The organism is Endozoicomonas sp. SESOKO4 (assembly GCF_024606275.1).
In genome coordinates this window covers 1-13,237 of record NZ_JAHHPS010000645.1, presented here as the reverse complement: position 1 = coordinate 13,237, position 13,237 = coordinate 1, and the positions used below count along the sequence as shown (strand labels likewise).

The following is a 13,237-nucleotide window of genomic DNA, read 5'->3' as shown; positions in this document are numbered from 1 at the left end:
AGCAAACCTGCCCTGAGTGCCGGAAGACCCTGCCAAATGCGAAAGCCCTGTCGGTTCACAAAAGAAGAGATCACACCCCAGAACAAACCTGCCCTGAGTGCCAGAAGACTCTGCCAAACGCTCAAGCCCTGTCTGATCACAGAAGGAAGCACCGAAAATGAAAGCTTGATGATACAAACCGGAATACACTTACGAAGTAACCCAATCACCGATAGCCCGTTCAGATTTCCCACTTCACACTGACAGAAAAGTTTCTGCCGGGCTGAGTATAACGGCTAAGCCCATCATAGGTGCCGGAAAGACCACGCACGTCATCCCAATGCCAGTATTTCTTGTCAGTCATATTGAAAATGCCGGCGGTCAGGGTCACTTCTTTTATCGGCTTGTAGTAAGTGGTTATATCCACAAGGCCATAGCCGGGTGTTGCGAACTGTTCGCCCCCTGTTTCACTCTCGTCTGAAGCAATATCGCTGTTAGAGATATCATCTTTATCTTTAGCGGCGACCAGAGTCCACATTACAGCCCCGCCCCGGTTTTCACTGGGTGAATCATAGGCCAGTCCAATAACAGCGGTGAGCGGAGCAATGCTGTTGAGGGGGGCGTCTTTAAATAATTCTCCCTTATCATTCGAGAAAGTGCCCTGACCTTGGCTCCAGGCAACCGCTGCCTTCAAGCTTGATCCAATGGGTGCTCCAGCGGCTTCATCCAGCCAGAGCTGGCCTTTCAGCTCAAGACCCTTGATGGTTGTATTATCAAGATTCTGATATTGATACTGAATATCTCTCCCATCCGTTCCGAGGGGAACCATTTCAATAAAGTCATCATACCGATTGTAAAATGCAGTGATCTCTGCACTTCCAAGTCGCCCGTTCGCTCTCAGTCCTACTTCGATAGAATCGCTTTTCTCAGGCTTCAGATCAGGGTTGGGCATAACATGAATATTCATTGGGCCGACAGGTACGATTTCTTCAAAGTACATAGCAAATAAATCGGGTGTTCCAAAGCCCTGACTGTACTGTACAAACCCGGAAAACACGTCCGTGAACTTATAAACAACTCCTGTCTTTAGAGGCCAACTGTCGTATGATTTGTCTTTATACACATTTGTGTAATATTGATCCTTTTCAGTTTCAGCTGAAAAACGGTCATAACGAACACCGGGGGTCACTATCAGACGATCATTCAGCAGGGATATTTCATCCTGAAGATAGATACCCAAAGAATCCACCGTCGCCAGCGGCGCATAGCGACTAATGTCACTCTCTTCGCCAGCCGGATTCTTAACGTATGTAGTTCTGTTCAGGTTATTCTGCTCTTTTCTCTGCTGCTCCAGACCGAAGCTGATAAGATGATCGGACGATTTGAAGTCCAGCCATTTGGTCATCTTCAGATCAAACTGCCAGCTGGTTTCCTTGTATGTGTAATCCTTGTTTCTTCCCTGGGTTTCCCATTGCGGAGCACTCCCGGTCTCGACCTGCATTTCATCATAGGTCACCTGATTGGTCTCAGTTTCCTGCCAGTTCAGAGTCCACTTGAGCGTATCGAAAACCGGTACGAACGCTTCCCACTCATGAAACGCGCCAAAGCGTTGACGCTTTGTTGAATCATCTGCCTCAAACTTGCTGTAAGGTGAAGGATTTCCAGTGGGCTGTGCACCGACCATTGATAATAAATCAGTTTCTGAATTGAGCTTGCGCCACTCGGCTGTCAGACCCATACGATGAACGTCGTTCAATTGATACTGCAACTTGCCCAGCACGTTGTTGATACCGATATCCTTGGGATCAGCTTTACCCCTGGCATCACCCTTGATATCAGCACCGCCGTGGGTCCGGGTTTCTTTGGCATCGCGACGAGTGAAGATCAGCAGGTTCTCCAGGTCACCACTGCGATTGGCAAAGGTTGCTGTTTCAGTAAAAGCACTGTCAGCAGAGGAGTAACCACCCTTCAGGGATGTATAGGCGTCATCACCTTCGGGATTAAGAAAATCTTCAGGATCTTTGGTGACAAAAGCCACAACACCGCCGATGGCATCACTACCATGGACGGTGGAAGCCGGGCCTTTTAAGACCTCAACAGCCTTGATGGTTTCGAAATCAATAAAGTTTCTCCCGGAGCGCAGGAACATCTTGGTAGAATCGAAAGCTTTGGCCTGATCCACACTGTCCACGGTAATCTTGACACGGTTAGCATCCATCCCACGAATGTTGAAGCTACCCGCACCGGTTCGGCCATCATTATTGACTGTAACTCCCGGTTCATATCGCACAAGATCATCAATGTCATTCACCATTCTCTTTTCGATGTCATCTGCCGAGGTGACATCTACACTGCTGGCGACTGAGTCCAGATTATTCTCGGTTAGGGTAGCGGATACAGTGACTTGATCCAGCAGAGTGGGTTGTGTAGACGGCAGAACTTCTTCCGCCTTTGCTGTGGCGGTAGCGACTGCCATGACAGTCAGGGCCAGATGTGTTTTTTGAATCACGGGTAGGCTCATTGTTTTGCAACCTGAAAATGAATCAGTTCTTCTGCAATCTGAACTCTGCCACCACAGGCAAGTGGTCCGAGAGCGCCTCAGCTTTTTGAACCACTCTGGCTTTCACCAGATCCAGTTTTGCTGAATGAAACAGATAATCCAGCGTCCTGTCCAGGCCCAGTTCCGGACGGGTTTTATTAGTGAACCATAGACGTTTTTCTTCTCCTGAAGCCTGCTTGGGCGAGGGAACAACCGGATACTTGTCAGTCAGCACCGATAACTCTGAGTGTTTCTGGTACCAGAACTGCTCGGAGTCATTGAGGTGTTCATATTGCCCTGGAGGAATCAAATTGAAATCGCCTCCGGTAACCCAGAGAGAGCTGGCTCCTATCTGGCCCAGCCGTTTATCCAATTGCTCTACCTGCCTTTGCATAATATCCAGACCCTGGGCAAAAGCATCCAGATGAGTGTTAATTACGGTCAGAGACTCAGCCCCCAGATTGATTCTGGTCTCCAGCAGGGCCCGGCGGGTGGTCAGGGGAAAAAGGGACTGATCAGGTATGGCAGGCAGGTCATGCCTCACAGTACTTTCAATCGCAAACCGGGAAAAGGTCAGCAGGTTAAGTCCACCCGGCTCTTTTCGGATATTCGTTGAGGCTCTTCCTTTCAGATAGCTATAGCCGGTGTAAGTACTGCAATGAAACCGGGCAGGCAGGGCATCTTTAAACCACTGGATCTGGTTCATCCTGACTCTGGGGTCCACGTCGACTTCCTGAAGCAGAAGGACATCGGGATTTTCTTCTTCAATGAGGTCTGTTATCTGCTGAAAAACAGACAATTGTTTATCAAGAGTCAGAGCTTCGCGTTTCTTTGGAGCGGTCCACAGTTCATAAATTCCCCCGGCCAGAAACTGAACATTCCAGGTCATCACCTTGATAGATTGGCCGGCTTCCAGCTTTTCCGGTGTTCCGGAGCATTGAACAGAAGGCTTGGCAAAAACAGAGCCGGTTCCCAGCCCCAGCTTAAGTAACACAGTGGTCCAGAATAACCACGAATGAAAAAAAGAGGTCTTCGAAAATGAAGGCATAGCGACGCCCTGAATGGATAAACGTCAGGTCAGCAGGAGCCTGCTCTCAATCAGCCCCGGATTGCCGACCATGGATACCCAGTATAGATAGTGGAGACAAGCCTGTTGCTCCTTGCACAGATGTACAGCCGACCATTCACCACAGTGGCTTTGATGGTATTCAGGGCAGCAAGGTTTTCTCAGGGATTTCTCGATAAGCGACAGTATTTTTTTTGTAATTCTAAATGTCTTCAGCACATTATTTAGTCACTGTCGTTGAATGTGGGGTAGAAATCTCATTTGACGACGTGAAAAAGACATTTAACAGATGCACATTAAATAGGTACACTTTGCCTGCACTTCAACGACACCAAGGAATGTAGCCGTGTATAAAAAACGACAGTTACTGGCTTTTGTAATTTCCACCGGGCTGGCCGCTTCAGTTTCTGCCAATGAAGGACGCTGGTACATCAACCCTGCAATTGGTCTTCAGAACTTTGACTCTGATCGCAATCTGGATGACGCCACCACACTGACTCTGGGGGGTGAATACCGCTTTAACGACCAATGGGCCACAGAGCTGAGATTTCTCGACAGCAATGCTGACAGCAGAATTGGAGATACTGACGTCAACCAGTATTACCTGGATGCTCTCTACTACTTCAGGCCCATGACGGCCAAGTGGCAACCTTTTGCCATTCTGGGTGTGGGCCATGGGGAATTTGAAGGCAAGCTCAATGATTCTCAGGAAACACAGGCCAATGCCGGCGTTGGTGTCCGCTATGCCATTAACGAAAACTGGTCGCTGCGCGGGGATGTTAGAGGTATCCACGGAGCCGACGACAGCACCTGGGACAGTCTGGTCAACGTCGGAATCAGTTACGCCTTCGGTGGCAGTTCAGCACCTGCGCCAGCGCCTGTTGAGGCAGATACTGATCAGGACGGTGTGACTGACAGTCGTGACAACTGCCCAAATACACCAGCCGGTGCGCCGGTTGATGCCAATGGCTGTGCACTGGACAGCGATAAAGACGATGTTCCGGATTATATGGATCAGTGTCCGAACACACCCGAAGGTCGCAAAGTCGACGACAATGGCTGCAAGATTGCACTGGTAAAAGACATCAGCATGAAGCTCAGTGTCAACTTTGCTACCAACTCTGCCGTGGTAACCGGCGAGATTGATAACATTGACGAAGTCGTGCAATTCCTGAAAGCCTACCCCGATGTACCTGTTGAGATTGCAGGCTATACCGACAACACAGGTGCTGCGCAATACAACAAAAACTTGTCACAGCGTCGTGCAGATGCCGTTCGCAACATTCTCGTCAATGATTACGGTATTGCAGGCGACAGTATCACCGCCGTTGGTTATGGTGAAGCTCAGCCTGTTGCCAGCAATGAAACAGCTGAAGGACGTGCTGCCAACCGCCGGGTTGAAGCCACTCTGAAGCACAAGATCAAGCAGTAGTTCTGGCGAGGAGAGTTCATTCGGAACTCTCCTCTTCTCAGTCCAACCGGACACCTCCTCTCATCGGCACCGAACAGCTTCATGCAACATGTTTAAGTGCCACCATCAAGGCACCTTTTTCAGGTTGTTGAGTGAGGCCAGATCACCGGTTGCTTTCTCGCCGTTCATATCCAGTTTCATTAGTGTGTTTTCACCAACGAAATATTGGTTTGGAGCTGACTCGTTAAGCAACGTGATGATATTACCCGATTTATTCCAACTGAATTTACCTTCAGATTTGGTGGGTTCGCCTCCTTTGCCTTCGTACACCTCTAGCAATGAGTAGGTGCCGTCTTTATTCAGCGTTAGCGTTGTGTCAACGCCTGCACAATCTGCACAGGGAAGTTTACCTTTGTAAACACCACTCCAATCGAGAGCGTTTTGCGCGTTGTGCCCAGATTCGACGGGCGTGTCGGTGCTGGTTACTTGATTTTCTTCAATGGGTGTTACATCAATTGCGCTTTCTAGTTCTATGACATCAGGAACCTCAACCGCAGTCGTCTCCGGAGGTTTCTCGTCCTGACAGCCTGCCAGAATGATGACCGCACCCATTAGCGCCAGTAGTGTCTTTTTCATTTTATGCCTCTCCAAATCAATGAGTTGACATACCAAAATGATCTCGTCGCAAGTGTGCCAAGGTCACTTGGCTATACCGTGCTAATAATAGACCTGTTTCCCATACCTTCGTTAGAACAAGGCAAACCATTAAACAGCCTTCATGACCTATCTTCATCTTATAATATAAATGATAATGATTTGCATTTAGTTTTTGTTTTGCATATTATCCGACACCATCATCACGAGCGCTTCGGGGTATTCAGAATAGAGCGCTTGTGTGACTGATCTCTATAAAGAATCATCCAATAGCAGTACACATAGGCAAACAATGACGTTTAGCAAAAGTAGACTGGCAATTGCTGTAATGGCAGTGTCTTCCGGTTTTGTATATGCAGAAAGTGCATCTCAGACTGACGCAACCCTGCTCAATCAGGTAACAGTTACTGCCACCCGGTCTGAAAAAGACATCAATGATGTGGCCCAAACGATTGAAGTCGTAGACCAGTATCAGATCCGGCAGGAACAACCTGAGTCTGTGGCTCAAGCCGTTAAGTCTCTGACAAACGTTTCTGTCAGTGGTGGCCCTCGTGCGAATTCCCAGAGCATCAATATTCGTGGTCTGGAAGGCACTCGTGTTCTTCAGATCACCGATGGTGCCCGTCAAAACTTCTCCAATGGTCACCGTGGGACTTATTTCACAGACCCGGAACTGCTGAAGTCTATCGAGGTGGTTAAGGGTCCATCCAGTAACCTGTGGGGTTCAGGTGCAATCGGTGGTGTGGTTGTACAAAACACCAAAACCGCAGAAGAGATGCTGGAACCTGGTGAAACGTTAGGTGGCTATATATCCCAGGGCTTCCACAGCAACAACAATGAATCTCGCACCAGTGGTTCGCTTTACGGTGTGAATGATAACTTCGACTGGTTGCTTAATGGTTACTACAACGACGGTGGTAACTACGAAACAGGGACCAGCGGCGAAGGTAATGGCGACGACGTAGAAAACTCCGGCTCCCGCGAGCAGGGTGCTATGGCCAAACTGGGCTGGCAGCTGAATGACGACAGTCGTCTTGAGTTTAAGGCTCAGCAGGCTCAAACCAATGCCAAGGTTCCCAGCAACCCGGCAACAAATGTTGGCAGTAGTTCCCCATTGATTACTCAGGAAACCAGCAACACCAACCTTTCTGCTGCTTATCTTTTTAATCCTGACAGTGCTCTGATCGATAGCAAATTCCAGCTGTTTTACAACGATACCGAGTTCGACGAGTATCGAATTGAAAAGGGACAGACTGACAATACCCATTACAAAACTCTGGGCACAGCCTTTACAAACCTATCAAAGCTGACTCATTTTGATCTGACCTATGGTCTGGATGCCTACAGAAACACGATTGAAACCGTTCGGGATGATTCCGGAATTGGTGACCGTCCGGAAGCTCTGGATGGTGAGTCTACCACCGCTGGTGCATTCGTTCAGGCCGACGTTCCTCTGGCCAAAGCCTGGACATTGCAAACCGGTGTTCGCTATGACCGTTTTGAGGCCAGGGACAATCGTTCTGACTCCGACATTGATGAGAAGAAGCAAACTGACGACGCTGTATCTCCCTCTGTTGCCCTTATCTGGGACACCACGGACTGGCTGACTCCGACGGCCAGTTACAATGAAGCCTTCCGCGCGCCGAGTATGGAAGAGATGTTCTCGACAGGAACGCACTTTGCAACTCCAGTTGGCACCAATACATTCGTACCCAACCCGGACCTCAAACCTGAAGAAGCCAAGAACAAGGAAATCTCAGCTCGGATGAATTTTGCTGATCTTCTGGGTGATGATGAGCTGACTATTACAGCCAACGTTTTCCAAAACGATGTGGATAACTTCATTACGCAGTTTGTTTATGATCCAAACTGGATTGGCATGCCAACCAAAACAACCTGGGAAAACGTTGATGAAGCCCGCCTGAAAGGTTTTGAGCTGGCCGGTAAATACCGCTACCAGAATGTCGAACTGGGTCTGTCCTACGGTCAGACCCGTGGTGAAGACAAGAAGACCGGCGAATACCTGGATAACATCCCGGCCGACAAAGTCGTTGCAGATGCTGCCTACCTGATGCTTCAGGGTGACCTGAAAATTGGCTCACGCTACACCTATGTCAGTGCTCAGGAAGATATTCGTTCCGATTACGATGGCCCATCCTCATACGGCAGCTACGATCTGGTTGACCTGTATGCGAGCTATGAGCCGACCACTGGCGCGCTTAAAGGCATCAAGACCGATCTGACCGTCAACAACCTGACGAATGAGTACTACATTTCTGCTTGGGAAACACTCTATGAGCCAGGCCGCAACATCAAACTGAACGTGCGTTACATGTTCTGAACGTACCCACCCTTGCCGGGCACCTGCCCGGCATTTCTCTCTCGCAGAGACCAGTAAAAACATCGGACTGTCTTGACGAATATGACAGCCTCGACCAAACAGAACTCACCCTGCAAAAAGGGTAAGAGCTGTGATCCGCCAACCCTCTGGTATTTATTGAACATGCACTCAATAAATGCGAATTATTATCATTTGATTTATTGAATACATCTCAAAGTTGCAGTAATCTTCATTCGCCCATGCACAAGTAAACTGATTATGTCTCGAACGCTGCTACTCACATTGATCATTTCCATTTCCGTACATATTGCAGCGGCGATCTACCATGGTCAGCAGGAAGTTCAGCAGACTAAAGTGGCTCAGGGCAGTATCAAAGCACCTGTCAGCATAACCTTTTCTTCAGTGCAGCAGGCTGCTCTTGAGCCGGAGCCTGTCAGGGAGACCCCTGAACCTGTCGAAAAAAAGCCAGAGCCCATCAAGAAGCCAAAGCCAAAGCCAAAGAAAAACGTCGTCAAGATCGCGGAACCAGAGCCGCAACCTGAAAAGCCCGAAGTTAAAAAAGAACCTGAGCCAGAAGAGGTGGTCGAGAAAAAAACGGAACTGCCCAAAAAAGAAGTAGAGCCTCAGGAAGAGCCTCTCGCTGAAACTCAGGTCGTCAAAACCACCACAGAAAAGACTGAAGTAGAAGGTCTCAGCAATGAGCCTGTTTTCGTTTCCAGGCCCGCTATTCGCAAGTCCGCCCCCCCCAGATACCCGCGCATTGCTCAACGGAGAAACCAGCAGGGCGTCGTGATGCTGGAGGTCGTGGTAGATATTGAAGGCCATGCAATGAACATAAAAGTGCTGGAATCATCCGGTTTCAAGCTTCTCGACCAGTCTGCCATTGCAGCGGTCGAAGACTGGGAGTTCGAACCACAGAAGCGTAACAACCGACTGGTGGCTTCCCGGGTACATATTCCCGTGGCATTCCAACTGAATTAACAGCCTTTGGCTTAGCCACAGGCTACAGAAGATTTTGAAGATATAAGGCAGGTATTAATTGATGTTACCGGAACAGATCTCAGAACCAGGACTCATGGGCTGGCCCCTGGTCATTATTTCCTGCATCAGTCTGGCTCTGATTCTGGAAAGGCTGATTACGTTTATTCTGCTGCCCAGCCTTAACAAAAAAAGCATGAACACCCTGCTCAATGAAGTTCGCGGCTGCTCTCACTGCAACAACAGCCAGAACAAACTCTGCAAAAACCTTGTTGCCGGTAAAGGGGTTCGCAAGGGTATCGCTATTCTGCTGAGCCACAATGACTGTGACAAGGCCATGCGTGAAGAGTTGGCTGGCCTCTGGCTCCTGAAACAAAAAAACGCCCTTCATGCCTGGCTGAAACCACTGATGCTGATTGGCATTCTGGCGCCTATGCTGGGACTGCTCGGTACTGTTCTTGGCCTGATTGGTATGTTCCAGGGCATTTCTGAAGTACAGGGCCCGGTCACACCTGACGTTCTGGCTGGTGGCCTCTGGGAAGCGATGTTCACTACCGCATTTGGCCTTATGGTGGCTATTCCCTCTCTGGCCGCCGCTCACGGTTTTGGTATTTGGGCGAACCACTATGTCTCCAAACTGGAGTTTGCCCTGAACCACGCCAACCTGCTGCTGGAAGGCCTGAAAATGAACGACGACGGTATTGCTCTCAATCAGGAAACCGGCATCTGCCCTGAGGCCGTTGCAGCATGATTCGTATTTCCGATAGAGACGAAACAAACGCTTCTTTCTCCGCGGCGGACCTGACACCGCTGCTCGATGTTGTTTTTATCGTCATGGTTTTCCTTCTGTTCACAGCCAACGTGCAAACCCTGAGTCTGCCGGTGAACCTGCCTGAGGCCAGCCGTGAAGAAGCCGCTCTTACCGAAGAGCCCAAAACACTCACCGTCAGTATTCTGGCAAAAGGCCAGCCCTGGGCACTGGAAGATCATAAATACGACAGCTTTGAAGTGTTTAGTCAGGCGCTGCTGGCTCGGGTCAGGAAAGCACCTGATACCATGGTCCTGATCGCAGGCGATCAGGAAGCGCCTTTGGGCAACCTGGTTGAGTTAATGATGTTTTTGAGTGAGCACGAAATTACTGCCGCACAAGTTCTTATGGAGGAGAAGAGTCCATGAACAAAACAATTGTAAAGAAACTTCTGGTCCCTCTGGCAATGGCTGCCCTGCTGCCACTGTCTTTCTCCACAACGGCAGTAGTGATCAACACTCAGAACAACGGTTCAGCAGACGAGAAGCGCATTATTTCTGCCGGCAGTGGCATTACTGAAATCATTTATGCTTTGGGTGCTGGCGATCAGCTGGTGGCTGTTGACCTGACCAGTAACTATCCTCCGCAGGTTAACAAACTGCCCAAGCTCGGCTATCACAAGCAGCTCTCTGCCGAAGGTATTCTGGCACTGCAGCCTGACATGCTGATTGGTACAGACGACATGGGGCCAGAAACTACCCTCACTCAGCTGGAAATGGCAGGTCTGGAAGTAGAATCCTATGCCACCAAATACTCGGCTGAAAGTATCCATCAGCGAATCCGTTCATTAGCTACACTGCTGGACAAAGAGAAGGAAGGGAAAGCCCTCTGGCGCTCTATTGACAGCGACCTGAAAGCCGCTAAAGAAATAGCTGACGGCAAAGATAAGCCCAGAGTCCTGTTCTTGCTCGCTATGGAAGGCAGAAACCCATCCGTTTCCGGTGCCGGTACCGAGGCCAATGCCCTGATCAAGCTGGCCGGTGGCTTTAATCCTGCAGAAGCTCAGTTCAACAGTTATAAACCTCTGTCCAATGAATCGCTGTTGACCCTTGCCCCTGATGTGATTATCTATTCGGATCGTGGCCGCGGATTCACGATGGAACAGTTGCTGGACAGCCAGCCTGTTTTGAAACAGACACCTGCGGGTAAAAATGCCCGTGTCATTCCCGTAGACGGTCGGTTACTGCTGGGTGGTCTGGGTCCAAGAACCGGCGAAACCGCTCTGAGTCTGGCCAAGGCCTTTTACCCGGAATCCTGATCACCGCCACTGAGAACAACAATGAACCGTAGTCGTAAATCGGCACTGTTGCTGATCGTGCTGGCAGTGCTCCTGCCAGCTGTCATTGTACTGTCTGTGGGGACCGGTCCGGTCGCCATTGCACCTCTGGATATTATCTACATTCTTTTGGATCGGCTGGACATCACTGACAGCCAGGTATCTGACCAGACTCGTCTGATCGTAGAATCCATCCGTATCCCAAGAACACTGATGGGTGTCATGATTGGCAGCTCTCTGGCGATTGCCGGTGCAGCCATGCAGGGTTTGTTCAGAAACCCGCTGGCTGATCCCAGTATTATCGGTGTATCCAGCGGTGCAGCCCTTGGTGCGGGTATCGGTATTGTTCTGGGATCGGCGCTTTTCGCAGGATTCTCCAGCCCACTGCTCATGGATTACAGCGTCTCTCTGCTGGCTTTTGGCGGTGGTGTTCTTACGACCTGGATCGTTTATAAGATGGGTACCACCAGCAATGGTACCTCTGTCGCTACCATGTTGTTGGCCGGTGTAGCCATTTCTGCTCTGGCAGGCGCAGGTATGGGAATCCTGAATTACATTGCCGACGATGCCACTCTCAGAAGCCTGACCTTCTGGCAAATGGGTAGCATTGGTGGCGCCAACTGGAACTCGGTCCTGCTCTGCTTCACCCTGCTGGGTCCTGTTATTTTCTCGTTGTGTCGGTACGGACAGGTTCTTAATGCCGTGCTGCTGGGTGAATCCGAAGCCAGACATCTGGGCATTGATGTCCAGAAAACCAAGCTGAAATTGATTCTGGTGACTGCCATGGCCGTCGGTGTGTCTGTATCGGTAGCCGGCATCATTGGCTTTGTCGGGCTGGTTGTTCCTCACCTGATTCGCCTGATGGCAGGACCTGATCACAGAACACTGTTACCCGCCTCAGCCATGCTGGGTGGTGTTCTGCTGCTGGCAGCCGACATGATTGCCAGAACCGCTGTCGCTCCCGCTGAACTGCCCATTGGTATTGTCACCGCCCTGATGGGGGCCCCGTTCTTCATGTCTCTGTTGTGGCAGCAACGCAAGAGGATTGCCTGATGAGTTGTCTCAAGGTTCAGAATGCCACAGTGCAGATCGGTGAAAAGATACTGCTCGATGATGTCAGTCTTTCAGTCGCTCCCGGTGAAGTAGTCACTGTTCTGGGCCCTAACGGGGCTGGCAAAAGTACCCTGATGAAAGTCATCAGTGGTGAGCAAAAGCCTTCTTCTGGCAATGTACAATTGAATGGCAGAAATGATTGGTCGCTGCAGCAACAAGCTTTGATGCTGGGCGTGTTACCCCAGTCTTCCTCTCTGAGTTTTCCGTTCACTGTTGAAGAAGTGGTCATTCTGGGACGCATTCCCTGCTCGACAGACCGAACTCAAAACCTGGCCATCGTTGAAGCGGCTCTGAAAGAAGTCGATGGTCTACACCTGAGAGATCGTCGGTACACTACCCTTTCCGGTGGTGAACGACAGAGGGTTCATATGGCCAGGGTGTTGGCCCAGATCTGGGACGAAACGGATTTTGGCAAACGCTACCTCTTGCTGGACGAACCCACATCAGCACTGGACCCGGCTCATCAGCAACTGACTCTGAAAATGGCCCGCAAACAGGCTGAGAAAGGTGTAGGCGTAATGGTCATTCTGCATGACCTTAACCTGGCAGCCCGTTACTCAGACCGTCTGGTTATTCTTAAAGAAGGCGGTTTAGCAGCCCAGGGAACACCCCATGAAGTGTTGACTGCCGAAACGTTACAAGCCGTGTTTGATGTGGATGTTACGATTTCAAAGCATCCTGTGCATAACTGTCCTTTGGTAATCAATAATTAATCTCTGTTGAGATCATTTCACAATTTCTCATCCCCCTCGAACGTAGGGATGGGAAATTGCTTCCTTCAATTCATTAATGATAATCCATGAACAATGTTAGGGCATAACAGGCCATTCGAACTCAATAATATTCGTTTCCTTTGCCAACCTCTCTAAATTCTTCCTCAAGCAACCGGTCCCACTCCTTCTGATTTTTTTTATGTTTTCTCATGTTAGCAAGATAGATATCCTGCCAATTTTTCTCATCGTGGTGTTTAGATAACAATTTTTTAAATGCCTCGGTTGTTAAGGGGCTAACGGCAATATTTTGATGACGCAAACAGTGTTTGGCTATTGTTAGTTGACTCTTTTCTGAGCAT

General features: G+C 49.6%; 13 protein-coding genes. 9 read left to right on the top strand and 4 right to left on the bottom strand.

Annotation, left to right across the window (positions count from 1 at the left end):
* Positions 1-29 precede the first annotated feature (29 nt).
* Positions 30-161, top strand: a complete 132-nt coding sequence (locus tag KDK16_RS13655) for a C2H2-type zinc finger protein (RefSeq protein WP_368736491.1) — start codon at positions 30-32, stop codon at positions 159-161.
* Positions 162-220: 59 nt separating this feature from the next.
* Here the strand turns inward: KDK16_RS13655 and KDK16_RS12570 are convergent, their stop codons facing one another.
* On the bottom strand, positions 221-2,500 hold the full coding sequence (locus KDK16_RS12570; RefSeq protein WP_257255549.1) for a TonB-dependent hemoglobin/transferrin/lactoferrin family receptor: 2,280 nt from the start codon (positions 2,498-2,500) through the stop codon (positions 221-223).
* A 22-nt stretch (positions 2,501-2,522) separates the two neighbouring features.
* Positions 2,523-3,566, bottom strand: a complete 1,044-nt coding sequence (locus KDK16_RS12565) for an endonuclease/exonuclease/phosphatase family protein (protein WP_257255548.1) — start codon at positions 3,564-3,566, stop codon at positions 2,523-2,525.
* A gap of 364 nt (positions 3,567-3,930) precedes the next feature.
* Here KDK16_RS12565 and KDK16_RS12560 point away from each other — a divergent pair, with 364 nt between their 5' ends.
* Complete coding sequence (locus KDK16_RS12560) at positions 3,931-5,016, top strand: OmpA family protein (protein ID WP_257255547.1); 1,086 nt, start codon at positions 3,931-3,933, stop codon at positions 5,014-5,016.
* Positions 5,017-5,121: 105 nt separating this feature from the next.
* Here KDK16_RS12560 and KDK16_RS12555 read toward each other — a convergent pair whose 3' ends face one another.
* Positions 5,122-5,631, bottom strand: coding sequence for a copper resistance protein NlpE (locus tag KDK16_RS12555; RefSeq protein WP_257255546.1), 510 nt, complete (start codon positions 5,629-5,631; stop codon positions 5,122-5,124).
* Positions 5,632-5,941: 310 nt separating this feature from the next.
* On the opposite strand from KDK16_RS12555, the gene KDK16_RS12550 reads away from it, so the two are divergent.
* The 7 genes from KDK16_RS12550 to KDK16_RS12520 all read left to right on the top strand — a co-directional run bounded on the left by KDK16_RS12550 (position 5,942) and on the right by KDK16_RS12520 (position 12,878).
* Positions 5,942-7,990, top strand: a complete 2,049-nt coding sequence (locus tag KDK16_RS12550) for a TonB-dependent hemoglobin/transferrin/lactoferrin family receptor (protein ID WP_257276381.1) — start codon at positions 5,942-5,944, stop codon at positions 7,988-7,990.
* Positions 7,991-8,248: 258 nt separating this feature from the next.
* A complete protein-coding gene (locus KDK16_RS12545) occupies positions 8,249-8,971 on the top strand; it encodes an energy transducer TonB (RefSeq protein ID WP_257276380.1) in 723 nt (240 codons plus the stop codon).
* A gap of 61 nt (positions 8,972-9,032) precedes the next feature.
* Complete coding sequence (locus tag KDK16_RS12540) at positions 9,033-9,719, top strand: MotA/TolQ/ExbB proton channel family protein (protein ID WP_257276379.1); 687 nt, start codon at positions 9,033-9,035, stop codon at positions 9,717-9,719.
* Positions 9,716-10,144: a biopolymer transporter ExbD gene (locus KDK16_RS12535; RefSeq protein WP_257255542.1), complete on the top strand. Its 429-nt coding sequence runs from the start codon at positions 9,716-9,718 to the stop codon at positions 10,142-10,144. The genes KDK16_RS12540 and KDK16_RS12535 overlap by 4 nt, the downstream gene beginning before the upstream one ends.
* Entirely contained in the window at positions 10,141-11,034 is an 894-nt protein-coding gene (locus KDK16_RS12530) for a hemin ABC transporter substrate-binding protein (RefSeq protein WP_257276378.1), read from the top strand. The genes KDK16_RS12535 and KDK16_RS12530 overlap by 4 nt, the downstream gene beginning before the upstream one ends.
* A 21-nt stretch (positions 11,035-11,055) precedes the next feature.
* A complete protein-coding gene (locus KDK16_RS12525; RefSeq protein WP_257255540.1) occupies positions 11,056-12,105 on the top strand; it encodes an iron ABC transporter permease in 1,050 nt (349 codons plus the stop codon).
* Positions 12,105-12,878, top strand: a complete 774-nt coding sequence (locus KDK16_RS12520) for a heme ABC transporter ATP-binding protein (RefSeq protein WP_257276377.1) — start codon at positions 12,105-12,107, stop codon at positions 12,876-12,878. Before KDK16_RS12525 ends, KDK16_RS12520 begins: the two co-directional genes overlap by 1 nt.
* Before the next feature lie 121 nt (positions 12,879-12,999).
* On the opposite strand, the gene KDK16_RS12515 is transcribed toward KDK16_RS12520, so the two are convergent.
* A partial coding sequence (locus KDK16_RS12515; protein ID WP_257255537.1) for a hypothetical protein occupies positions 13,000-13,237 on the bottom strand: 238 nt, incomplete at its 5' end.

Excerpts from the sequence above, each read along its gene's own strand:
- KDK16_RS12570 (WP_257255549.1), bottom strand. The coding sequence starts at position 2,500 with ATGAGCCTACCCGTGATTCAAAAAACACATCTGGCCCTGACTGTCATG.
- KDK16_RS12565 (WP_257255548.1), bottom strand. The coding sequence starts at position 3,566 with ATGCCTTCATTTTCGAAGACCTCTTTTTTTCATTCGTGGTTATTCTGG.
- KDK16_RS12555 (WP_257255546.1), bottom strand. The coding sequence starts at position 5,631 with ATGAAAAAGACACTACTGGCGCTAATGGGTGCGGTCATCATTCTGGCA.
- KDK16_RS12550 (WP_257276381.1), top strand. The coding sequence starts at position 5,942 with ATGACGTTTAGCAAAAGTAGACTGGCAATTGCTGTAATGGCAGTGTCT.
- KDK16_RS12545 (WP_257276380.1), top strand. The coding sequence starts at position 8,249 with ATGTCTCGAACGCTGCTACTCACATTGATCATTTCCATTTCCGTACAT.
- KDK16_RS12540 (WP_257276379.1), top strand. The coding sequence starts at position 9,033 with ATGTTACCGGAACAGATCTCAGAACCAGGACTCATGGGCTGGCCCCTG.
- KDK16_RS12535 (WP_257255542.1), top strand. The coding sequence starts at position 9,716 with ATGATTCGTATTTCCGATAGAGACGAAACAAACGCTTCTTTCTCCGCG.
- KDK16_RS12530 (WP_257276378.1), top strand. The coding sequence starts at position 10,141 with ATGAACAAAACAATTGTAAAGAAACTTCTGGTCCCTCTGGCAATGGCT.
- KDK16_RS12525 (WP_257255540.1), top strand. The coding sequence starts at position 11,056 with ATGAACCGTAGTCGTAAATCGGCACTGTTGCTGATCGTGCTGGCAGTG.
- KDK16_RS12520 (WP_257276377.1), top strand. The coding sequence starts at position 12,105 with ATGAGTTGTCTCAAGGTTCAGAATGCCACAGTGCAGATCGGTGAAAAG.